The 22,547-nt window shown below is 35.4% G+C and carries 29 protein-coding genes; 23 read left to right on the forward strand and 6 right to left on the reverse strand.

Annotated features, from left to right (window positions below):
• From ACKI4K_RS10230 to argH, 21 genes are all read left to right on the forward strand, one after another.
• A partial coding sequence (locus ACKI4K_RS10230) for an Ig-like domain repeat protein (protein WP_407424782.1) occupies positions 1-2,809 on the forward strand: 2,809 nt, incomplete at its 5' end.
• A gap of 115 nt (positions 2,810-2,924) precedes the next feature.
• Positions 2,925-3,635, forward strand: a complete 711-nt coding sequence (locus ACKI4K_RS10235; RefSeq protein WP_407424783.1) for a metal-dependent transcriptional regulator — start codon at positions 2,925-2,927, stop codon at positions 3,633-3,635.
• Between the two features lie 90 nt (positions 3,636-3,725).
• A complete protein-coding gene (gene endA / locus ACKI4K_RS10240; RefSeq protein ID WP_407424784.1) occupies positions 3,726-4,241 on the forward strand; it encodes a tRNA-intron lyase in 516 nt (171 codons plus the stop codon).
• A gap of 97 nt (positions 4,242-4,338) precedes the next feature.
• Positions 4,339-5,436: a tryptophan--tRNA ligase gene (locus ACKI4K_RS10245; protein WP_407424785.1), complete on the forward strand. Its 1,098-nt coding sequence runs from the start codon at positions 4,339-4,341 to the stop codon at positions 5,434-5,436.
• Positions 5,433-6,062: a stage II sporulation protein M gene (locus ACKI4K_RS10250; RefSeq protein WP_407424786.1), complete on the forward strand. Its 630-nt coding sequence runs from the start codon at positions 5,433-5,435 to the stop codon at positions 6,060-6,062. The genes ACKI4K_RS10245 and ACKI4K_RS10250 overlap by 4 nt, the downstream gene beginning before the upstream one ends.
• Positions 6,063-6,105: 43 nt before the next feature.
• On the forward strand, positions 6,106-7,302 hold the full coding sequence (gene thrC, locus ACKI4K_RS10255; RefSeq protein ID WP_407424787.1) for a threonine synthase: 1,197 nt from the start codon (positions 6,106-6,108) through the stop codon (positions 7,300-7,302).
• A 257-nt stretch (positions 7,303-7,559) separates the two neighbouring features.
• On the forward strand, positions 7,560-7,760 hold the full coding sequence (locus ACKI4K_RS10260) for a histone family protein (protein ID WP_292784110.1): 201 nt from the start codon (positions 7,560-7,562) through the stop codon (positions 7,758-7,760).
• Positions 7,761-8,224: 464 nt separating this feature from the next.
• Positions 8,225-8,593 carry a 50S ribosomal protein L7Ae gene (gene rpl7ae, locus ACKI4K_RS10265; RefSeq protein ID WP_407424788.1) on the forward strand — a complete coding sequence of 123 codons (369 nt, stop codon included), beginning with the start codon at positions 8,225-8,227 and terminating at the stop codon, positions 8,591-8,593.
• Positions 8,594-8,626: 33 nt separating this feature from the next.
• Positions 8,627-8,833, forward strand: a complete 207-nt coding sequence (locus ACKI4K_RS10270; protein ID WP_116669816.1) for a 30S ribosomal protein S28e — start codon at positions 8,627-8,629, stop codon at positions 8,831-8,833.
• A 14-nt stretch (positions 8,834-8,847) separates the two neighbouring features.
• A complete protein-coding gene (locus ACKI4K_RS10275; RefSeq protein ID WP_067042904.1) occupies positions 8,848-9,009 on the forward strand; it encodes a 50S ribosomal protein L24e in 162 nt (53 codons plus the stop codon).
• The gene (gene ndk, locus ACKI4K_RS10280) at positions 9,006-9,458 is read left to right on the forward strand and encodes a nucleoside-diphosphate kinase (RefSeq protein ID WP_407424789.1); all 453 of its coding nucleotides are present in this window, start codon (positions 9,006-9,008) and stop codon (positions 9,456-9,458) included. Before ACKI4K_RS10275 ends, ndk begins: the two co-directional genes overlap by 4 nt.
• A gap of 38 nt (positions 9,459-9,496) precedes the next feature.
• Positions 9,497-11,287: a translation initiation factor IF-2 gene (gene infB / locus ACKI4K_RS10285; protein ID WP_407424790.1), complete on the forward strand. Its 1,791-nt coding sequence runs from the start codon at positions 9,497-9,499 to the stop codon at positions 11,285-11,287.
• Positions 11,288-11,324: 37 nt separating this feature from the next.
• Positions 11,325-11,708 carry a 30S ribosomal protein S6e gene (locus ACKI4K_RS10290; RefSeq protein ID WP_406531445.1) on the forward strand — a complete coding sequence of 128 codons (384 nt, stop codon included), beginning with the start codon at positions 11,325-11,327 and terminating at the stop codon, positions 11,706-11,708.
• Positions 11,709-11,767: 59 nt separating this feature from the next.
• A complete protein-coding gene (locus tag ACKI4K_RS10295) occupies positions 11,768-12,982 on the forward strand; it encodes a translation initiation factor IF-2 subunit gamma (RefSeq protein ID WP_407424791.1) in 1,215 nt (404 codons plus the stop codon).
• Positions 12,983-12,992: 10 nt separating this feature from the next.
• A complete protein-coding gene (locus ACKI4K_RS10300; RefSeq protein ID WP_407424792.1) occupies positions 12,993-13,385 on the forward strand; it encodes a PIN domain-containing protein in 393 nt (130 codons plus the stop codon).
• Positions 13,386-13,419: 34 nt separating this feature from the next.
• The gene (locus tag ACKI4K_RS10305; protein WP_407424793.1) at positions 13,420-14,004 is read left to right on the forward strand and encodes a DNA-directed RNA polymerase; all 585 of its coding nucleotides are present in this window, start codon (positions 13,420-13,422) and stop codon (positions 14,002-14,004) included.
• A complete protein-coding gene (spt4, locus tag ACKI4K_RS10310; RefSeq protein ID WP_407424794.1) occupies positions 14,001-14,177 on the forward strand; it encodes a transcription elongation factor subunit Spt4 in 177 nt (58 codons plus the stop codon). The genes ACKI4K_RS10305 and spt4 overlap by 4 nt, the downstream gene beginning before the upstream one ends.
• 10 nt (positions 14,178-14,187) lie before the next feature.
• Positions 14,188-14,697 (forward strand): GTP-dependent dephospho-CoA kinase family protein, encoded by a 510-nt coding sequence (locus ACKI4K_RS10315; protein ID WP_407424795.1) that lies wholly within the window; start codon positions 14,188-14,190, stop codon positions 14,695-14,697.
• A gap of 17 nt (positions 14,698-14,714) precedes the next feature.
• Positions 14,715-15,038, forward strand: a complete 324-nt coding sequence (locus ACKI4K_RS10320; protein ID WP_407424796.1) for a 30S ribosomal protein S24e — start codon at positions 14,715-14,717, stop codon at positions 15,036-15,038.
• 9 nt (positions 15,039-15,047) lie between these two features.
• The gene (locus ACKI4K_RS10325; RefSeq protein ID WP_292784086.1) at positions 15,048-15,200 is read left to right on the forward strand and encodes a 30S ribosomal protein S27ae; all 153 of its coding nucleotides are present in this window, start codon (positions 15,048-15,050) and stop codon (positions 15,198-15,200) included.
• Positions 15,201-15,269: 69 nt separating this feature from the next.
• A complete protein-coding gene (argH, locus tag ACKI4K_RS10330) occupies positions 15,270-16,691 on the forward strand; it encodes an argininosuccinate lyase (RefSeq protein ID WP_407424797.1) in 1,422 nt (473 codons plus the stop codon).
• 224 nt (positions 16,692-16,915) lie between these two features.
• On the opposite strand, the gene ACKI4K_RS10335 is transcribed toward argH, so the two are convergent.
• Genes ACKI4K_RS10335 through ACKI4K_RS10345 form a run of 3 tightly spaced genes read right to left on the reverse strand, consistent with a single transcriptional unit; the run spans position 16,916 to position 18,739 of the window.
• Positions 16,916-17,095: a hypothetical protein gene (locus ACKI4K_RS10335; RefSeq protein WP_407424798.1), complete on the reverse strand. Its 180-nt coding sequence runs from the start codon at positions 17,093-17,095 to the stop codon at positions 16,916-16,918.
• 30 nt (positions 17,096-17,125) lie between these two features.
• Positions 17,126-18,145: a 7-cyano-7-deazaguanine synthase gene (locus ACKI4K_RS10340; RefSeq protein ID WP_407424799.1), complete on the reverse strand. Its 1,020-nt coding sequence runs from the start codon at positions 18,143-18,145 to the stop codon at positions 17,126-17,128.
• On the reverse strand, positions 18,146-18,739 hold the full coding sequence (locus ACKI4K_RS10345; RefSeq protein WP_407424800.1) for an NAD(P)H-binding protein: 594 nt from the start codon (positions 18,737-18,739) through the stop codon (positions 18,146-18,148). It abuts the gene before it with no gap.
• 80 nt (positions 18,740-18,819) lie between these two features.
• On the opposite strand from ACKI4K_RS10345, the gene ACKI4K_RS10350 reads away from it, so the two are divergent.
• Complete coding sequence (locus tag ACKI4K_RS10350; protein ID WP_407424801.1) at positions 18,820-19,968, forward strand: aldo/keto reductase; 1,149 nt, start codon at positions 18,820-18,822, stop codon at positions 19,966-19,968.
• A 6-nt stretch (positions 19,969-19,974) separates the two neighbouring features.
• Here the strand turns inward: ACKI4K_RS10350 and ACKI4K_RS10355 are convergent, their stop codons facing one another.
• The 3 genes from ACKI4K_RS10355 to ACKI4K_RS10365 all read right to left on the reverse strand — a co-directional run bounded on the left by ACKI4K_RS10355 (position 19,975) and on the right by ACKI4K_RS10365 (position 20,797).
• The gene (locus ACKI4K_RS10355; RefSeq protein WP_407424802.1) at positions 19,975-20,151 is read right to left on the reverse strand and encodes a hypothetical protein; all 177 of its coding nucleotides are present in this window, start codon (positions 20,149-20,151) and stop codon (positions 19,975-19,977) included.
• Positions 20,144-20,296, reverse strand: a complete 153-nt coding sequence (locus ACKI4K_RS10360) for a hypothetical protein (protein WP_407424803.1) — start codon at positions 20,294-20,296, stop codon at positions 20,144-20,146. The genes ACKI4K_RS10355 and ACKI4K_RS10360 overlap by 8 nt, the downstream gene beginning before the upstream one ends.
• A 72-nt stretch (positions 20,297-20,368) precedes the next feature.
• Complete coding sequence (locus tag ACKI4K_RS10365; RefSeq protein WP_407424804.1) at positions 20,369-20,797, reverse strand: hypothetical protein; 429 nt, start codon at positions 20,795-20,797, stop codon at positions 20,369-20,371.
• A 173-nt stretch (positions 20,798-20,970) separates the two neighbouring features.
• Between ACKI4K_RS10365 and ACKI4K_RS10370 the strand changes: the two genes are divergently transcribed.
• Positions 20,971-22,257, forward strand: coding sequence for an O-acetylhomoserine aminocarboxypropyltransferase/cysteine synthase family protein (locus ACKI4K_RS10370; RefSeq protein ID WP_407424805.1), 1,287 nt, complete (start codon positions 20,971-20,973; stop codon positions 22,255-22,257).
• Positions 22,258-22,547 lie beyond the last annotated feature (290 nt).

A 22,547-nucleotide genomic window follows, 5' to 3' on the forward strand; every position in this document is an offset into this window, starting at 1 on the left:
TGGTCAGCCAATTAAGGGTGCTAAGGTTGGTTTTGCCAATAATGGTGTGAAATACATTGTGACTGATGCTAATGGTCAGGCTAAGTATTCCACCAGTAGTCTGGCTCCGGGCACCTATAATGTGAAGATGAAATTTTATGGCAATGATGCTTATGGTGCTTCCAATCAAATAAGTGCCAGGATTGTTGTGAATAATGTTGCTACTAAATTGCCTTCTTCTGATGTGACAGTTCTTTATGGGGCCAATGGTTATTTGGTTGCTACTCTAACAAATGCTAATGGTCAGCCAATTAAGGGTGCTAAGGTTGGTTTTGCTAATAATGGTGTGAAATACATTGTGACTGATGCTAATGGTCAGGCTAAGTATTCCACCAGTAGTCTGGCTCCTGGCACCTATAATGTGAAGATGAAATTTTATGGCAATGATGCATATTCCGCATCCAATCAAGCAAGTGCTAAGATTGTTGTGAATAATGTTGCTACTAAATTGACCTCTGCTGATGTTAATGTTGCTTATGGTAGCAATGGTTATTTGGTTGCTACTTTAAAGGATGCTAATGGTAAGGCTATTAGTGGTGCCAAGGTTGGTTTTGCTAATAATGGTGTGAAATACATTGTGACTGATGCTAATGGTCAGGCTAAGTATTCCACCAGCGGTTTGGCTATAGGCACTTATAATGTGAAGATGAAATTTTATGGCAATGATGCTTATGGCGAATCCAATCAAGCAAGTGCCAAGATTACTGTAAATGATGGCTCTACTAAATTGATTTCTGCTGATGTTAATGTTGTTTATGGGGCTAATAGTTATTTGGTTGCTACCTTGAAGGATGCTAACGGTAAGCCTATTAGTGGTGCCAAGGTTGGTTTTGCCAATAATGGTGTGAAGTACATCGTGACTGATGCTAATGGTCAGGCTAAGTATTCCACCAGCGGTTTGGCTGTGGGCACTTACACTGTGCAAATGAGATTTTACGGTAATGATGCATATTCCGCATCCAGCCAAATAAGTGCTAAAATAAAAGTAAGTCCAAAAACTATTCCAAGTAATGTAAATGGTTATTTTGTATTTGGCGCGGATATGAAAAATGTAAATTTAAATACATTATCATCTAATGGGGTAACGGACTTGTTCCTAAATTATTATGCCATTGAAAAGCATGGAAAATCCGCTGTAGAAAATTGGATTGGCAGCGCCAGTAAATTAGGTATAAGAGTTCATATTTGGATGCAAGCATTTTATGATGATGGAGGATGGGTAAATCCTGTTTCAGGAGGATCCTATAATACTGCTTTCTCAAATTATAAAATTGATGAAGCTCAAAATTATGCTAAACTTAAGGGCGTTTCCGGTATTCTTTTAGATTATTTAAGATATCCTGGTACTGCATATAAAACCAGTGGCGGTACAGATGCCATTAGCAAATTTACAAAATTAGTCACTGATGGAATCCATAAGGTAAATTCAGCGCTTATTGTTTCAGCTACACTGATGCCTGAAACCACTAGCTCTGCTTATTATTATGGTCAGGATTATTCCGCAATCAGCAAATATGTGGACGTTGTCATGCCGATGATCTACAAGGGAAATTACGGAAAATCCACATCATGGATTCAAACAACAGCAAAGTGGTATGTTGATAACTCAAAAGGTGCTAAAGTATGGGCTGTCTTACAGTCTTATAAGTCTGATGATGATGTTACCAAGTTATCTGTATCCGCATTAACTACTGATATTAAAAGTGCACTCAGCGGCGGTTCAAATGGAATTATAATATTTAGATATGGTTTGACCAATTTAATTGACTTTAAAACTGTTGGTGGATCATCAACTAGCAGTTCCCCAGGTCCTGCTTCAATATCAATTAATGATATTTTAACAGCTTCAAATAATCTAAAAAATTATTATTCCTCAAACGGTGTAATGCCAAAAACTGTCACCGCTGCAGGTCATGCATTCACATTGCCGGAATTCCTTTATCTAATGACTCAGGCAGCATATCAATTGGGCAATTCCAATAATGCTGCAATCAAATGTATTTATGGTGTTAAAGCGGCAGCTAATCCGTCAGGAGATTCTATTAATGCACAATTGCTTAGGAAGGATTATTTAACTTTAGCCAAAAACGTTGCTAATTACATTAAATCCAATAATCAGGCTCCGAATTATGGGTCTTCTGCTGTAGGCAAAGTCAGCTACAATGTATTGCCTGATGCATTTTCACGTATATTGGCATTCTATAAGAACAACGATAAGTACATGCCTAATTATGTGAAAATTGTACAGGGGTCCGGTTCATCATCCTCCTCTTACTCAGTTGGAGGAATGAACGTTAGAAACACTATAACTAATTTGGGTCCGTATTATCAGGCAACATCTAATTGTCAGGTAAATAATGCAGCAATTAAAAATCTTGTAAATTCGTTAACTGCTGGTCTGACTACCGCTAAAGAGAAAGCCACCGTTATCTTTAATTATGTGAGAGATAAAGTGTCATACAGTTATTATTATGATACCCATAAGGGAGCTGTAGGCACTTTAAATGCCAAATCAGGAAACTGCGTTGACCAGGCACATTTGCTGATTGCGATGTACAGGACAGCGGGGCTTGCTGCCAGATATGAGCACGGAACATGTTACTTCACACTTAGTGGTAATACCTACGGTCATGTTTGGACTCAAGTGTTAATAGATAATGTATGGGTTGTCGGCGACCCGACAAGCGAAAGAAATTCATTCGGTAAAGTTGTTAGTTGGAATACAAACTCATATACCCATAAAGCGTATTATGCTAGTTTGCCATTCTAATTAATTTCTTCTTTTTTTATTTTTTACCAATATTATAAAGTTTATTTAGGTTTTCCAAAACTTTTTTATACTCCTAGCTATAAATATTTGATTAATCTAGTCTAAGGTGAATCATATGGCTGAGAATAAAATTAGTGAAAATATTGAGGAATACCTAGAAGTTTTATATCGCAATGGAAGTAATAAAGAACAAGTTTCAACTACAAAACTTTCAAAAGAATTGGGTATTGCACCGGGCAGTGTAACTCAAATGCTTAAAAAATTAGAAAAACTTGGTTATATTGATTATACTCCATATAAGGGAGCTACTTTAACTGACGAAGGTATGAAAATAGCTCAAAAAATCACAAGAAAACACAGAATTCTAGAAAAATTTTTAATTGATGTTTTAAAAATTAAAGAGGAAAATGTTCATGATCAGGCTTGTGAGATGGAGCATACTTTATCTGATGAGGCTGAAAGAGCATTGTGTGCCATGTTGAATAATCCTGATGTATGTCCGGACAATAATATTATTCCCGCTTGTAACTTTGATTTTGATAGCTGTAGTCAATGTTATTCACAAAAAGACTTTGACCAAATTGTAAACAGGCAATTTAATTTATTATCTATTTCTGAATTGACTTCAAATACTGAAGGCGTAGTTTCATTCATACGTGGTGATTCAGTATTATTGGATGCGATATCTGATTTGGGCATTAAAATCGGTTCTCAAATTAAATATAATCCAAATGAAAATCAGATGGGAAATTATTTTGTTAGAATCGATGGTGAAGAGTTATCTATTTCCTTGGAAATGGCTAATAATATTTTTATTAGAATCTAACTTTTTTTCTCATTTTTAATAAACTTTATATAATATTTATTTAAAAAATATTAGCATTAAATATAATTTATTTCTTTTTATGGTGTATTAATGCGCGGAAATTTATCTAATGAAATTGTATCGATTAAAATTGAGCAAGGAAGCAAAAGACCAGTAGCTTTACACGAGAAAAGTAAATTCGGTAAAATTGAAGCTGATTGTCTGATTCTTTCTTTAATTGAGTCATGTTATTTATTAGAAAAAGGTCGCTTAACTATTTATGAAGATGATGTTGAATGTAGCTTAGGTTATTTGATTGACATCTTAAAAGAACAGGAATTATATGGAAAATATGTTGTCTATCGTGATTTAAAGGACCGCGGATACATTATTAAGACTGGATTCAAGTATGGTTCAGAATTTAGATTGTATGACAGGGGACGAAGTCCCGGTCAAGGTCATTCAGATTATTTGGTTAAGATTATTTTTGAAAATTACAATGTCGATGCTCTTGACTTTGCAAGCTATGTTAGGGTTTCACATGGGGTTAATAAAAAGCTTCTCCTGGCCATTGTTGATGAAGATTTTGATATCACATACTATAATGTTGAATGGACTAGACCATAATTTAAATGAAAGAAAGCGATTATATTTTTAAAGTTTCATTATTTAAAGTTAATAATTTTAATTACAAATTTAATTTAAGACATTCATTGGTGAAAAAATGGCAGAATTAATAGACCCATGGGCATCATTTACCCTGGATTATGATAAGTTGGTTAATCAGTTTGGCATTGGTAAAATTTCAGATATATTGGATGACATTAAAAATCCTCAAAAATTAATGAAAAGGGGAGTAATTTTCGGACATAGGGAATTTGATGAAATAAATAATTTAATAAACCAGAATAAAGATTTTGCAGTTGTCACCGGTATGATGCCAAGTGGACAAATGCATATTGGTCATAAGATGGTTGTCGATCAGCTTAAATGGTATCAGGAAAAAGGTGCAATGCTGTCTCTTCCAATTGCGGATCTGGAATCCTATGCCGCTAGGGCAATGAGCTTTGAAAAGGGTCGTGAAATTGCAGTAAACGAATATTTAACTAATTGGATAGCTTTAGGTTTAGATTTGGAAAAAGATAATATCAATGTTTACCTTCAGTCTCAAAATAAATTATTACAGGATTTAGCTTTTAAAGCTTCAAGCAAAACTAATTTCAACCAGCTTAAAGCTATTTATGGTTTCACACCATCTACCAATATAGCACATGTTCAGGCACCATTGGTTCAGGTCGCAGATATCCTGCTTCCACAAATGGAGGAATTTGGAGGTCCAAAAAAGGTCGTTGTACCGGTTGGAATAGATCAGGATCCTCATATCAGGTTAACCAGGGATATTGCACATAAACTAAATGATGATTTGGGATTCTTATCCCCCGCATCCACTTACCATAGATTTTTAACCGGTTTGACCGGCGATAAAATGAGCAGTTCCAAACCTGCCACTGCAATCTATCTTAATGATGAAACCAAAGATGCGGTTAAAAAAGTCAAATCAGCAAAAACCGGTGGAAGAGAAAGCCTAAAAGAACAGCAGGAATTGGGCGGTGAAGTTGATAAATGTGTCATATATGAAATGCTGTTATACCATTTCATTGATGATGATGAAGAGCTTGAAAAAATCAGACAAGACTGTTTAAACGGCACATTACGTTGCGGTGACTGTAAAGTGAGGACTGCAGAGCTAATGGAAGAGTTTATGGATGACTTAAAAGAAAAGCAGATTGAAGCTCGAGAAATTGCAAAAACTTTGATATGATGGAATCTATAAAAAAAGAGGTGAAACTGGCATTCACTGAAAATAAGGGCATAATTGTCGCTTCCATATTAATCTTTTTTATCTCATTGATTTTGGGGTATGTCTTTGAACCTAGCTTATATAGTTATTTCAATCCTCTTGTCGAAGATTTAACCAATAAGGTTCAATCAGGAATAATTAAGATAACGTTCCATGATATTTTTCTCAATAATATCATGGTTGTCTTTCGAATGTTCATTTATGGATTATTCTTTTGTATTTCAGTTTTAAGTTTAGCATTCAACGGATTTTTTGTAGGTTATTTTATGGCTACAGTACCTAATTTAACATCTGCATTGATTTTAATTATTCCTCATGGGATATTTGAGTTTCCATCATGCATATTGGCCTGCTCTTCAGGATTAATATTATTCAAGTTTGCATATAATCTGCTTAAAACATTTATCAAACAAAAGGAAATGAAGTTTATCGATAGAATTGTTTACACATATTCTGAAAATTTTGATATTCTGGCACATGCTCTGATAATATTGTTTGTTGCTTCAATTTTAATGGTTATTGCAGGCATTGTCGAAGCTTATGTTACATTGCCTTTAGGTTCGTATTTAATGTCAATTATAAGTTAAATTTTATATAATACTAGATTAAAAAATATATATGTGATTTTTTATGATAAGATGTGTTTCTTGTGGCGAAGAATATGATGATGATGAAGTAATCTACACCTGTGAAAAGTGTGGATCTGTACTTGAACTTGTTAATGAGATTAATGTTTCCAAAGATACTTTTGATGGAAGAAGAGATAATTTATGGAAATTCAAAGAATGCATTCCTGTAGATGAATCTAAAATTGTTTCCCTTGATGAAGGAGGAACTCCGTTTTGCAGGTGTGATAAATTAGGAGAAGAGCTTGGCGTAAAATTATATGTTAAAGTGGAAGGTTCAAATCCGACAGGAAGTTTCAAGGATAGGGGAATGACAGTCGGCATGACAAAAGCCATGGAATTGGGTGTAAGTACTGTTGGCTGTGCTTCAACCGGTAATACTTCAGCATCACTTTCTGCATATGCCGCTAGGGCAGGTTTACGTTGTATTGTGTTTTTACCATCCGGAAAAGTTGCTTTAGGAAAATTAGCTCAGGCAATGTTCCATGGTGCAGAAGTAATGTCCATTAACGGAAACTTTGATGAAGCACTTGAAGCCATGACTGCTCTTGCATTGGAAAAACATCTTTATTTATTAAATTCAATTAACCCTTACAGGTTGGAAGGCCAAAAGACTATTGGATATGAAATTGTCAGAGATTTGGATTGGCAGGCCCCGGACAGAGTTATTTTGCCTGTCGGTAATGCGGGAAACATATCAGCCATCTGGAAGGGCATAAAAGAGTTTTATGATGCTGGTTTCATTAAGGATTTGCCGATGATGACCGGAATTCAAGCCGAAGGGGCATGTCCTGTAACTAATGCATTTAAAAAAGGAGATAAAAGAGTAGTTCCTGTTGAAAATCCTGAAACAATTGCAACTGCAATTCGTATTGGTGCTCCAGTCAGCGATATCAAGGCATTGAATGCGATCTATGACTCAAATGGCTATTCTGAAACTGTAACTGATGAAGAAATATTGGATGCTCAAAAATTGCTTGCAAGAACAGAGGGTATTGGTGTTGAACCGGCTTCAGCAGCTTCAATAGCAGGTCTTAAAAAACTTGTCAATGAGGGTGTTGTAGAAAAAGGCGAAACAATAACCTGTGTTGTAACAGGACACTTGCTTAAAGATCCGAACACTGCTATTGAGGCATGTACAAAACCTATTGAAGTGGATGCCGATATCGATACTTTAAGAAAAATCCTTATGGAAAAATAGATTTGTTTTTTCAAATCTAATTTTATTTTTTTATTTGCTTATTTTGCTTTTCATTTCTTATTTTTTCAAATTTAATCATTAGATTTGTTTATTAAACAAATGTATGAAAAACATTTTCAAAGATAATGCTGTCAATTTTTAGGTTATTTTTATGTAGTTTATAATGTTGAAATCTTTCAAAATCAAAAGGAATAAACCAATATATTTATATATAAGCAAATAAAAACTATTATTATCAAAAAAATGAGGTGTAAATTATGAGTGAATTACCAATTGCTCCAGTAGGAAGAATACTTAAAAATGCAGGTGCACAAAGAGTAAGTGATGACGCAAAAATTGCTTTAACAGAAGCTATCGAAGATTACGGAAACGAAATCGCAGCAAAAGCTGTAGGATTTGCTCGTCACGCTGGTAGAAAAACTGTAAAAGCTGAAGATGTTAAATTAGCAATTAAATAGATTTGTTAATTGTCATAGATAGTAATTTAATTACTATCTCTTTTACACTTTTCACTAAACTATTTTAATATTTTTTTGTCAAATTACTTTTTTTAACGTTATTTTTACAAACATTTATATACTATACAAACTAATTTAATATTGTCTAGTTCTCTAGAATTATTTCATTAATTACTAAATTTTTATTTTTAGTTTTGCTAAAAATTATATGAAATTCAGAAGTATTTGTATTGAAAGTCTAATCCCCCTTGTTTTTTTATTACGGGATTATATTTAGTGATATATGAATTATTCAAGAATTAGTATTATTAAAAACTATATTAAATTATTCCATTGAATAATTTGAGTAATTTCTATAGTTAAAAAATAATATAACTATATATAATTACATTATATTATGATTCAAAAGAATTATAATATCTGCCGATGGATGGCATAGCCAGATGAAAAAGGAGGTATATTTTATGGCAAACATTTATGTAAAATTTGACACACCTGAAGAATTAGCTAAACAAGTTGAAGAAGCATTAGAAACCGCACAATCTACTGGTAAAGTAGCAAAAGGTACTAACGAAGTAACTAAATTTATCGAAAGAGGAGATGCAAAATTAGTAGTTATCGCTGAAGATGTTGATCCTGCTGAAATCGTTGCACACATTCCTGTATTAGCAGATGAAAAAGAAATTCCTTACGCATACTTACCTACCAAAGAACAAGTTGGTGGAGCTGCAGGTTTAACTGTTGGTACTGCATCCGCATGTATTGTTGATGCTGGTGACGCTGAAGCTATTGTTAGTGAAATTGTTGAAAAAGTTGCTGAATTAAAAGAATAAGCATATTCTTTTAATAAATTTACGGTGATTTAAATGGAAGAAGGAACTCCTGCTGAAGTCATTGAAGTTTTAAAAAGAACTGGTATGACTGGTGAGGTAATGCAAATCAAATGCAGAATCCTCGATGGTAGAGATAAAGGAAGAATTTTAACAAGAAACATTATGGGTCCTGTCAGAGAAGGTGACATTTTAATGTTACTTGATACAATCAGAGAAGCTAAAGAAATTAAGACTCCATAAGAAGGTGTAAGAACATGAGAACTTGTTCATTCTGTAAAAAGGAAATAGAAGAAGGTACAGGAAAGATGTACGTCAAAAGAGACGGTTCAATTTATTTCTTTTGTAGCAGTAAATGTGAGAAAAATATGATTAAACTCGGAAGAGTTTCAAGAAAGGTTAAATGGGTTAAAGAATGATTCAAAAAAGTTTTGTTATGATGAAACCGGACGCTGTCCAAAGACGTCTCATGGGTAAAATATTATCCCGTTTTGAAGACAAAGGTCTTCAAATTGTAGCTGTTAAATTAATTCAAATAGATGAAGACTTAGCAAAAACTCATTACGGAGAACATGCAGATAAACCGTTTTTCCCAAGTTTAGTTGAATATATCACATCTTCACCATCCTTAGCAATGGTGATTGAAGGTGAAGAAGCAATTACAACTATTAGAAAAATTGTTGGTGCAACCAATCCTTTAGAAGCTGATCTTGGAACTATCAGAGGAGACTTTGGTATGAATACAGGCAGAAACATTATTCATGCTTCAGACGCTCCGGAATCTGCTGAAAGGGAAATCGCTCTGTTCTTTAATGAAGATGAAATTTGCGATTACGAAATCGTCGATAATGATTTAATTTATGAATAAATTTAATGTTTTAAAAGTTTATTATTAAGAAAGATACTATGAAAATCAGATCCCCAATTGTATCCGTATTAGGTCATGTAGACCATGGAAAAACTACATTATTAGATTATATCAGGGGCAGTACCATTGCTGATAAGGAAGCAGGAGGTATTACTCAACATATCGGTGCTACAGAGATACCTAACGATACCATTGAAGAAATCTGTGGAAATTTTATATCTAGATTAACTATTAAAGATTTAATTCCTGGATTATTCTTTATCGATACTCCAGGTCACGCAGCATTCACCAGTTTAAGAAAACGTGGTGGCGCTTTAGCTGATTTGGCTGTATTGATTGTTGATATTAATGACGGTTTTAAACCACAAACATATGAGGCATTAAACATTCTTAAGATGTATAGAACTCCGTTCATTGTTGTGGCAAATAAAATCGACATGTTATTCGGTTGGGAAACACATGAAGGGGCTTCTTTCAAGGAATCCTTTGAACAACAAGCTCAAAGTGTTAAGCAAGATTTGGATACAAAAGTTTATGAAATTGTAGGCACTCTTCACAAGGAGGGTTTCCAATCCGAAAGATTTGATAGGGTAAGCGACTTTGCTTCGCAAATCAGTATTATTCCAATCAGCGCCAGATCTGGTGAAGGAATTATTGAAGTTTTAGCAATGCTTTTAGGTCTTGCTCAGGAATACTTAACTGAACAGCTAGAAATCAATGAAGATGCTCCTGCCAAGGGGACTGTTTTGGAAGTTAAAGAAGAAATAGGATTAGGTCTCACTATTGATAGTATTATTTATGATGGTGTTTTACGAACTAATGATGAGATTGCTTTAATGACTTCTTCAAATGAGGTTTTAACTACTAAAATTAGATCTATTTTAAGGCCGCTTCCATTAGAAGAAATGAGAGACTCCAAAAAGAAATTCCAAAAGTTCGATGAAGTAGTTGCAGCTGCAGGTATTAAAATCGCTGCTCCTAATTTGGATAATGTCATTTCAGGTTCACCACTTAGAGTTTTAAGTGATGATGAAAATGTTGAAGAGGAAATCTTAAAAGAAATTGAAGATATTACTATCAGCACTGAAGATGAAGGAATTTTAGTTAAAGCAGATACATTAGGTTCTCTTGAAGCTATTGTTAAGTTATTAAGAGAATTGGACATCCCTATTCGTGAAGCGGACATTGGTGATGTTAATCGTAGAGATATTATTAATTCATCCATTGCATTGAATGAAAATGATTCACACGGAGCAATTATCGCATTCAATGTCAATGTTCATCCAAATTCTGTAGATGACCTTAATAATTCCGATGTTGAACTATTCCAAGGTGATGTAATCTATCAGATTATTGAAGATTATGAAGCATGGATTGATGAAATGGAAAACGCCAAGAAAAAGGCATTTTATGATGCCATTATTAAACCGGCAAAATTCATGGCTTTACCAAAACTGGTTTTCCGTCAAAGCAAACCAGCAATTATTGGAATTGAATCCATCAGCGGCACAATTAAACAAGGTCAGACATTAATTAATAAAAATGGGGAATATGTTGGTGTCATTGCCAGTATGGAAGATAAAGGCGAGACATTACCGGATATTTCCAGAGGTCAAAGGGTAGCAATGGCTATTAAAGACGCGATTGTAGGAAAACACTTCGATGAAGGAGATGAATTATACATTGATATCCCTGAAAAGCATTATAAATTCATTGAAAGAGAATTTAAAGATAAACTGACTGAAGATGAATTTGAAACTTTATATGAATTTTTAGAAATCAAACGTAAACAAGATCCAGATTGGGGTAAATTTGGTCTTTTTGAATAATAAATTGGGTTTATAAAAAAACTAAGGAGGAAATACCATGGCATTCAAAGTAGTTGTGTCTCAAGGGGCTGAATCTCATCAATTTGAAGTAGATGAGACCAAGGCTTTTAACGGATTAGTCATCGGTGATGAATTTGATGGTGGAATTGTTGGTTTAGATGGTTACACTTTAAAAATCACTGGTGGTAGTGATAAAAATGGTTTTACCATGAAAAAAGATGTTTCCGGTACTAGAAGAATAAAAAGTTTATTAACTGGTGGTATTGGTTATCATCCTAAAGCAGATGGTGTTAAAAAAAGAAAAACCGTAAGAGGAAACACTATCGCTGAAGATATCGTACAAATCAACACTGTAGTTACTGAAGCTGGAAGCAAATCAATAGCTGAAATTATTGGTGCTGGTGAAGAAGAGGAAGAATAGTTCTACTATTTTTCTTATTTTACATTTAAGTTGAATTAAATTATAAAAGGTGGTTATCTGTGAACGTACAGTCAGATGTTAACATAGGTTTGGTTGGTCACGTAGACCATGGTAAGACTACTCTTACTAAAGCATTATCAGGAGTTTGGACTGATACTCACAGTGAGGAAACAAAAAGAGGTATTTCTATTCGTTTAGGTTATGCGGATATCGAATTCAGGAAATGTCCTGAATGCGGTGAACCTGAATGTTATACTACTTCTGAAAAATGTGAAATCTGTGGTAGCGAAACCGAATTAATTAGAAAAGTGTCTTTTGTTGATGCTCCAGGTCACGAAACTCTTATGGCAACTATGTTATCTGGTGCTGCAATTATGGATGGTGCAGTTTTAGTAATTGCCGCAAATGAGTCTTGTCCACAACCACAAACTAAAGAACATCTTATGGCGCTTGATGTAATCGGTGTTAAAGATGTTATTGTAGTTCAAAATAAAATTGATATTGTTTCAAAGGAAAGAGCTATAGAAAGTTATAATGAAATTAAGGAATTTGTTAAAGGTACTTGTGCTGAAGATGCATTAATAATACCTGTATCTGCTCAACAAGGAGCAAATATTGATATATTAATCGAAACAATGCTTAAACAAATTCAACCTCCAGAAAGAAATATTGATGATACTGCATTAATGCATGTAGCAAGGTCATTTGATATTAACAAACCGGGTTCCGGTGCTGATAAGATCAAGGGAGGGGTTATTGGCGGCACTTTAGTTCAAGGTAAATTTAAGCTTGGTGATACTATTGAAATCAGACCAGGTCCTTCCAATAATGGTGAAAGAATTACTCTTAAATCAGAAATTATCGGTCTTGAAGCTAACGGCAAGCAAGTTGAAGAAATTGGTCCTGGCGGGCTTGTTGGTATTGCAACCAAATTAGATCCGTCTTTAACCAAATCAGATTCATTGTCTGGAACCGTTGCAGGTGAAGAAGGTACTTTACCGGATGTATTGAATAGTTTCAAAATGGAAGCTAATTTACTTGACCGTGTTGTAGGTACTAAAGAGGAACGTGATGTCACTCCAATTAAAATTAAAGAAGCTTTAATGATTAATTGCGGTACTACAACTACAATTGGCGTTGTTACTTCAACCAAGAAAAATGTTGTTGATGTTACTCTCAAATTGCCTGTTTGCGCTAGTCCTGGTGATAGGGTTGCTTTAAGTCGTAGAGTCGGTGCTCGTTGGAGATTAATCGGTTACGGTATTATTAAATAGAGGGGGGATAATGAACTCTAAGGAAATTGTGATTGATACCAATTTTTTTATGGTTCCTTTTCAGTTCAATGTGGATATAATCACTGAACTTGAAAAAACATTACCTTCTTATAAATTAACTACTCCGAGCTTTGTTATCAATGAATTGAAGGGTTTGAAAAATAATAACAAAGGAAAAACAAGGTTAAATGCAAATTTGGCCTTGAAGTTAGCTAATTCTTCAAAAATTGAAATAAAGGATATTTCATTATTGGAAAATGAAACTGTGGATGATGCGTTACTTAGAGTTTCAGAAGTATTAGCTACAAATGACATAGAATTAAAAAATCGTGCAAAGGAAAAAGGTATCACAGTAGCATATCTAAGACAAAAAAGATATATTGCTGTTGATGGTAAAATATAATATTAATTAACTTATTTAGAAATGAGGGATTATTTTGTATTATAAAACAAAAATCGAGGATACTGTAAGAATTCCACCTTACAAGTTTGAAAATCCTCTTAAAGAAGTCGCTATCGAAACTTTAAACGAAACTTACGAGGGTCGTTTAGACAAAAAGCTTGGTTTACTTATCTGTGTAAACGATATAGTTGAAATTGGCGAAGGTAGGCTCATTATGGGTGATGGTGCAGCATATCATAATGTTATCTTTGAAGCAATTTTCTTTAAACCGGAACAGCATGAAATTTTCGATGGTGAAGTAATTGATATTGTTGATTATGGTGCATTTGTAAGAATTGGACCTATGGATGGTTTAATACACGTTTCCCAGGTCACTGATGATTACATTAATTATGATGCAAAAAGAGGGGCATTGCTTGCTAAAGAATCTAACAAATCTTTGGATGAAGGAGATTTGGTTAGAGCTAGGGCGGTTAGTGTCTCTATTAAAGACGAATCTACAAATAATATCGAAAATAATAGAAATTCCAAAATCCCACTCACTATGAGACAACCTAACTTAGGTAGATTTGAATGGATTGAAGAAGCAAAAGAGAAAAGTAAGAAGGGTGGAGAATGAAAGCTTGTACAGTTTGTAAAATGATTTCAGATAAAGATCATTGTCCATCATGTGGAGGCGTAACTTCTGATAACTGGAGTGGTCTTTTAATAATAACTGATCCTGAAGATTCTGACATTGCTAAAGAATTAAATATTAAAATTCCAGGAGAATATTGTTTAAGAGTAAGATAGAGGGTTTTTTGTGTTACGTTTAGATGCAGAATTAAATAAAGATATAATAATTGAGCTTAAAAAGCCATTAGGCAAATTATATCCTGACTTCGAAGATGCTATTGAAGAAATTAAATCTTCTGAGTTTTTAATTTCTGTTGGTGATGCAACTTTTGCCAATCTTACAAGATATGAATTATATCCGAACATCGGTATTATTGACAACTTAATTCAAAGAAAAAATCATACTCATGATGTTATACATGCAGAAAATATTTTGAAGGCTGAAAATCCCGCTGGAACCATTACGGATGATCTATGGGAAACCATAGGCCAAGCTCTTGAATTATCTAACAGTGGCGAATGTTATGTAATTGAAGTAGCAGGGGAAGAAGATCTTGCAGTTCTTCCTTGCATCTTAATGGCAAAACCAGAAACTACAATTCTTTACGGACAACCCAATGAAGGGCTGGTGCTTTTAAAAGTTTCTGACATGAAAACTAAAGCTCAAAAGCTTATTGACGGATTTATTGAAGAATGAATAAATGAGGTTTTATAATGGAAATTGAATTTATTGGTGAAAAAGAAAATAAAGTTTTTAACAGAAAGGAAATTAAATTTTATGTTGATTACGATGGAGAAGCAACTCCTAAACTTTTAGACATTAAATCAAAATTAGTTGCTTTATTAAACACTAAAAAAGATTTAATCGTTGTCGACAATGTACAACCACACTACGGCGAACCTAAAGCTATAGGTTATGCTAAAGTCTATGACACTGTTGAAGATTTAAAATACATTGAAGCTAAACATGTCATTGCTAAAAATGAAGAACCTGAAGAACCTGCTGAAGAGGAAGCAGAAGAAGAAGCAGAAGAATAGGTGATTTGAATGGTAAGAAAATCTGATCTTTACAAAGTAGATGGCGACAAAATTGAAAGGAAAAATCCAATTTGTCCTCGTTGTGGTGAAGGTGTATTCATGGCTGACCATGGTGACAGATTCGCTTGCGGCAAATGTGGATATACCGAAATGAAAAAATAAGATTTTTCAAATCTTTATTTCTTTTTTTATTTATTTTTATTTTTAATATATTTTTTAGAAGGGATTTCTTTGGATAATATTAGAAACGGTCGTTTTAAAACTGGAATGACTGATGAAGCAGCTGAATACACTTCATCATATGATGCCGATAAGGTTCTTTTTGAAGCCGACATCAAGACTAATTTTGCACACACTTCAATGCTTAAGCATGAGGGAATTATCGATGAGGGAATTGCCGATAATATTTTATGTGCTCTGGATTGCCTTAAAGAGGAAGGGTTTGACGCTTTGGTATTCGACGCTTCCGTTGAGGATGTTCACATGGCGATTGAAAACTATGTAACCTCCAAAATAGGTCCGCAGGCAGGTTATATGCATACTGCGAAATCACGTAATGACCAGGTCGCATGTGATGTCAGGTTGGTTTTAAGGGAAATGATTGAAGAAATTCAGATTGGCATTCTGGAGTTTATGGAAGGATTAGTGGAGATGGCTGGAGAACACCTTGAAGATATTTTCATAGGTTTCACCCACCTGCAGCATGCTCAGCCGATTACAATAGCCCATCACCTGATGGCTCATGTCCAGGCACTTAAAAGGGACTATGAACGTTTAAGCGACACTTACAAGCGTGTTAACTTAAACCCATTAGGGTCTGCCGCTATGGCCACTACCAGTTTTCCAATCAACAGGCAGCTGACTACCGATTTGCTTGGTTTTGACGCATACCTGGAAAACTCAATGGACGGTGTTTCAGCACGTGACTTCATTGCAGAAACCGTCTTTGATCTGGGGGCATTGTCATCCACTTTGGCCAAAATATGTGAGGAGTTGGTATTGTGGAGCACTTATGAGTTTGGTGTCATTGAAATGGCCGATGAATATTCATCAACTTCTTCTATTATGCCACAGAAGAAAAACCCTGATGTGGCTGAGCTTGCAAGAGGAAAAACCAGCATTGCAAACGGTGAGTTAATAACCATCTTAACAATCTTAAAGGCCATTCCATACACTTACAATAGGGACTTGCAGGAAATAACCCCCCATTTATGGAATGCGGTGAAAGTGACTCAGGAAACCTTATCCATCGTTACAAAGATGATGCTTTCCGTTGAATTCAAAGTGGATAGGTGTGCTGAACTTGCTGGCAAGAACTTTGCAACCGCAACTGACCTGGCGGATATCATGGTTCGTGAAAAGCAAATTCCATTCAGAACTGCCCATAAGATTGTGGGAAGGATAGTGAATGAAGCCACAGCCAATGATATGTCTGAAGAGGACATCACTTCTAAATTTATAGATGACATTGCTGTCGAATTGGGCTTTGATGAGTTGAACTTGTCAGATGATTTAATTCAAAGGGCCTTGAATCCTGCTGAAAACGTTAAAATCAGAGCTGTTCCGGGAGGTCCTGCTCCTGAAATGGTTGAAATGGCTCGTGACAACATCAAAGTTTTCTTAAATGATGAATTTGAAAGGTTGGGGATTTAACTAATTCCTATATTTTTTTAGCAAGAATTTTATTTAGGTATACCTAAACTTTTAAATACTCTTAAAAACAATATATCAATTGCTAAATAATTTTTTTAATTATTGATGCATTTGTTGCAAAAAGGATATCTATAGAAAACTTATTTGATATTTCAAAAAGTTATGGCTCAGCTTCTATTCATATCCCATTGCAACTTTTGATTGATTTTTATGAAAATTAGAATTTATTCGGAATGATTTTGTGATTCCAAATAGTTTTCATGGATTTCATCGGCCAGGTCCTGATTTCCTTCAATTATTGGTCCAGTGTAGTCGCAATCATAACAAATCCATTGGGACCAGTTTTGGGGAATAATCCATTTTACATTCTTGGACCCGCATCTTGGACAAATTTTAAACATCATATTATCTTATCTTTCAAATCTGGTTATTAACTATTTTGTTTTGTAGAAGCTCCAAATCAAATCCAGTGCCTCGCCGGGCTCAAGTGCACCTGAACGGGTTTCCCTAAGAATTCTTTGTATTGAAAATTTCTTCATATGAGGGAACTTTCTGTGGACCTCATAGAGAAGCGGACAGCCGAATCCCTTGAACTCTCTTAAATCATAGTTTCTGATTAAGGATTTTATCTCCTGCTTGCCGACACTCAAACTTGCCGGAAGGTTCAATCGATATAATGAATCGTCCTGCATATTTATGCATTGGCTACCTGTTGCAAGCATATCACCAAAGACAATTATCGGTATTTCTCTTGATTTTGCATATTCCCTAACCAGCTCGCCGGTGTTGGTGGAACATCTTCCGCATGGATGAAGCTTTCCTGTAAATGATTCATTGATTACTTGCGAATAATCCGCTTCAATATATTCATGAGATATATTTAAGGACTCTGTAATTAATTTAATATTCTCTTTGAACTGTTTCGGTAAAATTATAGTCCCCGGATCAACTGTGACAGCTATTGGATTGAAACCTAGCTTTTTAGCTAGAATCAATGAGAAGCTGCTGTCGACACCACCTGAAAGCGCAACGACCGCTTCGATGTTTTCTGATTCCTCGAATTCATTTTCCTTAAGGTAAGTGTCAAAACTGAAACTGTAAATGTTATCCAATTTGCTGTCAATTGTTTTTTCCAGGTTTTCAAGGCCAATTAAATCTGAGTTTAAGTTATGAACAGTCTTTTTGGATAGTTTCAGTTTATATTCCTTGTTTAAAAAGTCCCCATATGATTCAACATGAATGCTTTCTAAATCAAGTTTTTCTCTTAGCTTTCCGACTACCCAGCCGCCCTTGCCGATAATGGATGACTTGTCGGGACGGTCTTCTGTAATGATCCATAATTCATTGGTATTTTCATCAAAGTACAACTCTTCAATGAAGATGTTCACCTTGTCATGACCGATTTCTTCGCGAATCTTATTGACTTCACCTAAAATGAATTCTTTCGTATACATTTAACTCATGTCTCTTGTAATGCTGATGTTTTCTTTCAAATAAAGTTCTGGATTTTCAATGATTTCCAAAGCGATCTTTTCAACGGATTCGAATGTGGAGACATAGCCTTTTGGGGTTTCTCCCTTTCTGGTTATGGCGTAGTCGTTATCTTCTCCGTTAATGAGATAGCCGCATCTTAAAACCGTATAGTTCAAATCACTTTCCTCAATCAGATCTGATGCATTCCTGTTTGGAATCTGCTCCTTTTCGTTTTCCAGATTGAATTCAGCACCTTCGCCTTCAAGCTCATTGTAGATTCCAACGACTGTCATGTAGATTAATCTTTTTGGATTTATTTCCACCAGATTGCGGGCAATGGCGGCCTGGTCAGGGCCTGAAACGGCACAGTATACGATATCTGCACCTTCCAAAGCATTCTTCAGATCCTTATGGTTTGTTGCATCGATGGTCTTCGCAGTCACCCTGAAGCTGTCTTCAAAGATGTTTCCTGCAGACTTTGAAATTACAGTCAAGTGATAATTCGGATTTGCAAGCAGCTTTGCACTGAAGAGTCTTCCGAAGTTTCCGGTTGCGCCAAGTATTCCTATATTCATCATGTTCACCTTTAAGTATTATTTTGAATTTAACATAATATTAATTATATGTTTGACAAAGAATAATTTGAGGGAAATCAATGAAATACAGGAAGTTGGGAAACACAAATATTGAAGTTTCTGAAATTGCATTTGGAGCAGAATTTCTGGTAGAAAGGCCTTATGAAGATACTTTGGAGTTAATAAAAGCTTGCGAAGCAAATGGAATCAACTTTGTCGACTGCTGGATGAGCGAACCTGATGTGCGCTCACACCTTGGCCGTGCAATCAATCCCAACCGTGACAACTGGGTCATACAGGGTCACATAGGTTCAACCTGGCAAGACAATCAGTATGTGAGGACACGTGACATGGACAAGGTGATTCCTGCATTTGAAGACTTTATGGAACGCTTTCAAATCGATACTCTGGATTTCGGCATGATTCACTATGTCGACCAGATTGAGGATTATGAAAACATAATGAACGGGCCTTTTATCGATTATGTCCGTAAACTGAAAAGTGATGGAACAATAGCCCACATCGGATTGAGCACCCACAATCCCGAAATCGGAATTTTAGCGGCTGAAAACCCTGAAATTGAGCTGCTGATGTTTTCAATCAATCCGGCATACGACATGTTTGGGGCGATGGATGACATTGAGGAGTACAGAAAGGAGGATGCCTTTGACAATGACTTTTCAAGCGTCAATCCTCAAAGGGCAGAAATCTATGATCTTTGCGAGAAAAACGGAACTGCACTGACAGTAATGAAAGGGTTTGCCGGAGGAAATTTATTGGCTGATGAGACCTCACCGTTCGGCATTGCGCTGACTCCGGTACAGTGCATACATTATGCATTAGAACAAAAAGGTGTTTCAAGCATTTTTGTCGGAGTTAAAACCGTTGATGAGCTTATGGAATCATTGAAATACTGCAATGCAGGTGATGATGAAAAAGACTATGCTGAAGTTTTGAAAAATGCTCCTTTGCATTCGTTCAAGGGGCAGTGCACCTACTGTGGGCATTGCCAGCCATGCAGTTCAGGCATTGATATAGCGATGGTAAACAAATTGTTCGATCTGGCCAAAAATCAGGATGAAGTTCCGGCAAGCGTTAATGAGCATTATCATAACTTGAAATACAATGCTAATGACTGCATCGCCTGTGGTGAATGCGAACTGAGGTGTCCGTTTGAGGTTTATATAGTGGATGTTATGCTGGATGCACAGGATCTGTTTGGGTTTTAAAAAGGTCTATTCTAGAGGTATTTCATCATAAGTTATGTCCACACCCATGATGTGGAACAAGGCATATACTGCATCTTTCCAATGCAATCTGTTTGGGTCATTTGCACGTTTGATAACTTTTTGAATTTCTAGCGGGTCTCTAATTTTCTTTTTACAATTAAATTCTGCAGAAATTTTAGTCATTTTTGTACCCTCTTTTTGTTATTTGTATTTCATTAAGATTTTTATTGTTTATATACTTTGACAGTAATATTCCATAGTTTTCATCACATATAGTTTCTCTATCTTTAATGTTTTCAGTTGTTTTTACTGCGTCTTCTAATGCCATATTGAATAGCAGATTTGAAATGAATTTCAATTCGAAACATAATTTTTCATCCTTAACTTTTCCTTTTAAAATCTATAATCCATCAATTCCAGCAATTAATTCATAATCTTCCCAGTTTCTCAAAAAAATTCCAAAATTTTTGTCTGATGGGGGAGTATATATGTCTTTTGTGTGGTTATGTATTGAAGCAACATGTTTGCCGTCAAATTCACCATCCTTGAATTGCAATTCAACACTGCTTTCAGTTCCTATTTTGCATCTAAGAATTTCTCCTGTAATATAATCGAAAAACAATAATATTTCATAATTTAAAGTTCTAGTTTTTCTAATGAATTCATCAACAACTTCAAATGCAACATCACCAAATTCAGAAGGCAGATCAGATTTTCTAATCGATGGAACATCATTGATTTCTAGTTTTTCGTATTTTTGACAGTCACTTTCACCAGTAATTGGTGATATCAAACTCAATATGGTCGATATAATTTTTCCAAGTTTCATAGATTTAAATTCTATTTAATCAGATATAAATCTGTATTTTTTAAATTGAATAGAAATTAACTTAATAAATGAGTTTTTAACAATAATATTATTATTAATGTTAATTTTACAGACTGACATCAATTATTGTTTAAATATAAATATTAATTTTTACAAAATTATAAATGATTATTATGGCATATGAAATCAAAAACAAGAAAAACATTTCAACAATCGGCGTGCATGCCGGACAGGAAGAAGTGGATGAAACCGGTTCAAGGGTAACTCCAATCTACCAGACAACTTCCTATGTATTTGACACTCCCGAACAGGCTGCAAACAGATTCGCACTTAAGGAGGGAGGAAACATCTACACAAGACTGACAAATCCGACCACTGAAGCTTTTGAAAAGAGGATGGCTGCAATTGAAGGAGGAACTGCAGCATATGCAACCTCATCAGGAATGTCAGCAATATTCTATACAATCATTAACCTGACTCAAGTGGGAGACAACATCGTATCAGCGGACAACCTCTATGGCGGAACATATGAGCTTTTTGAAAACACATTGGAGGAACTGGGACGCAGTGTAACATTTGTTGATTCACAGTCACCTGATGAATTTGAAAAAGCAATCAACGATAAAACAAAAGCAATCTATGTTGAATCAATAGGAAATCCGAAACTTGACATTCCTGATTTTGACAGAATTTCTGAAATAGCTCATTCACATGGAATTCCATTGATTGCAGATAATACAGTTGGAATTGGTTCAGTTAGGCCTTTTGACCATGGAGCAGATATCATATCTTCATCTGCAACCAAATACATTGGTGGTCATGGTACTACCCTTGGCGGAATCATCATTGAAAAGGGCGACTTCGACTGGATGAACGGCAAGTTCCCAACACTTTCCGAACCTGATGCAACATACAACGGTTTGGTGTTTGCAGAAACATTCGGTGCAGCAGCTTTTACAACAAGAATAAGAGCGGTCATCGGAAGGGACACAGGTGCAGTTCCTTCACCTTTCGGATCATTCTTATTATTGCAGGGTCTTGAAACTTTGGGTCTGAGGATTGAAAGGCATGCTTCAAATGCAATGGCGGTAGCAGAGCATCTGGAAGCACATCCGAAGGTTGCCTGGGTAACATATTCAGGTCTTGAAAGCTCACCTAACCACGAAGTGGCCAAAAAATACGCTGAGAAAGGCTATGGTGGAATAGTTTCATTCGGCCTTAAGGCAGGTTATGACGGAGCCTTGAAATTCATTGAAAGCGTTGAACTGCTTTCATTTTTGGCAAACATCGGTGATGCGAAATCCCTTGTAGTGCATCCAGCTTCAACAACACATTCCCAACTGTCCGAAGAGCAGCAGCTGTCCACTGGGGTAACACCTGACCTGATCAGGTTCTCCGTCGGCATTGAGGACATAGAGGATATACTGGCCGATGTGGACCAGGCTTTGGATAAGGTTTAATCATTGGGCTTTTCTCATTTTTCTTTTTTTTTTATCGGTGCTTTCTGCTGAAATTAGTTTTTGGCAGGATTGCCTATTTTTTCATGATGGCCAATTCGAATTCATCCAAAGCATTACTGGATGCATTGGAATTTTTTTTGAAATAAGGAATAAGTATTACCTTGCAATCGTAATCCACAGAAACATTAGAATGGACTTGTCATCTTGGCAGGCTGGTCTCATGAGGATTTGAATCACCTGCTTAATATAATGTGGTTAAATATTATTTGATGCTTGTTGAATCCTTTTAG

It is taken from the genome of Methanobrevibacter sp. (genome assembly GCF_045644645.1).
Classification (GTDB): domain Archaea; phylum Methanobacteriota; class Methanobacteria; order Methanobacteriales; family Methanobacteriaceae; genus Methanocatella.

Bases quoted from the DNA above. Each gene is read 5' to 3' on its own strand.
- ACKI4K_RS10325 (WP_292784086.1), top strand. From the start codon at position 15,048: ATGGTAAGAAAATCTGATCTTTACAAAGTAGATGGCGACAAAATTGAA.
- rpl7ae (WP_407424788.1), top strand. From the start codon at position 8,225: ATGGCAAACATTTATGTAAAATTTGACACACCTGAAGAATTAGCTAAA.
- ACKI4K_RS10370 (WP_407424805.1), top strand. From the start codon at position 20,971: ATGGCATATGAAATCAAAAACAAGAAAAACATTTCAACAATCGGCGTG.
- ACKI4K_RS10245 (WP_407424785.1), top strand. From the start codon at position 4,339: ATGGCAGAATTAATAGACCCATGGGCATCATTTACCCTGGATTATGAT.
- infB (WP_407424790.1), top strand. From the start codon at position 9,497: ATGAAAATCAGATCCCCAATTGTATCCGTATTAGGTCATGTAGACCAT.
- ACKI4K_RS10360 (WP_407424803.1), bottom strand. From the start codon at position 20,296: ATGGCATTAGAAGACGCAGTAAAAACAACTGAAAACATTAAAGATAGA.
- thrC (WP_407424787.1), top strand. From the start codon at position 6,106: ATGATAAGATGTGTTTCTTGTGGCGAAGAATATGATGATGATGAAGTA.
- spt4 (WP_407424794.1), top strand. From the start codon at position 14,001: ATGAAAGCTTGTACAGTTTGTAAAATGATTTCAGATAAAGATCATTGT.
- ACKI4K_RS10275 (WP_067042904.1), top strand. From the start codon at position 8,848: ATGAGAACTTGTTCATTCTGTAAAAAGGAAATAGAAGAAGGTACAGGA.
- ACKI4K_RS10260 (WP_292784110.1), top strand. From the start codon at position 7,560: ATGAGTGAATTACCAATTGCTCCAGTAGGAAGAATACTTAAAAATGCA.
- endA (WP_407424784.1), top strand. From the start codon at position 3,726: ATGCGCGGAAATTTATCTAATGAAATTGTATCGATTAAAATTGAGCAA.
- ACKI4K_RS10320 (WP_407424796.1), top strand. From the start codon at position 14,715: ATGGAAATTGAATTTATTGGTGAAAAAGAAAATAAAGTTTTTAACAGA.
- ACKI4K_RS10300 (WP_407424792.1), top strand. From the start codon at position 12,993: ATGAACTCTAAGGAAATTGTGATTGATACCAATTTTTTTATGGTTCCT.
- ACKI4K_RS10350 (WP_407424801.1), top strand. From the start codon at position 18,820: ATGAAATACAGGAAGTTGGGAAACACAAATATTGAAGTTTCTGAAATT.
- ndk (WP_407424789.1), top strand. From the start codon at position 9,006: ATGATTCAAAAAAGTTTTGTTATGATGAAACCGGACGCTGTCCAAAGA.
- ACKI4K_RS10250 (WP_407424786.1), top strand. From the start codon at position 5,433: ATGATGGAATCTATAAAAAAAGAGGTGAAACTGGCATTCACTGAAAAT.
- ACKI4K_RS10270 (WP_116669816.1), top strand. From the start codon at position 8,627: ATGGAAGAAGGAACTCCTGCTGAAGTCATTGAAGTTTTAAAAAGAACT.
- ACKI4K_RS10355 (WP_407424802.1), bottom strand. From the start codon at position 20,151: ATGACTAAAATTTCTGCAGAATTTAATTGTAAAAAGAAAATTAGAGAC.
- ACKI4K_RS10335 (WP_407424798.1), bottom strand. From the start codon at position 17,095: ATGATGTTTAAAATTTGTCCAAGATGCGGGTCCAAGAATGTAAAATGG.
- ACKI4K_RS10340 (WP_407424799.1), bottom strand. From the start codon at position 18,145: ATGTATACGAAAGAATTCATTTTAGGTGAAGTCAATAAGATTCGCGAA.
- ACKI4K_RS10365 (WP_407424804.1), bottom strand. From the start codon at position 20,797: ATGAAACTTGGAAAAATTATATCGACCATATTGAGTTTGATATCACCA.
- ACKI4K_RS10235 (WP_407424783.1), top strand. From the start codon at position 2,925: ATGGCTGAGAATAAAATTAGTGAAAATATTGAGGAATACCTAGAAGTT.
- ACKI4K_RS10345 (WP_407424800.1), bottom strand. From the start codon at position 18,739: ATGAATATAGGAATACTTGGCGCAACCGGAAACTTCGGAAGACTCTTC.
- ACKI4K_RS10290 (WP_406531445.1), top strand. From the start codon at position 11,325: ATGGCATTCAAAGTAGTTGTGTCTCAAGGGGCTGAATCTCATCAATTT.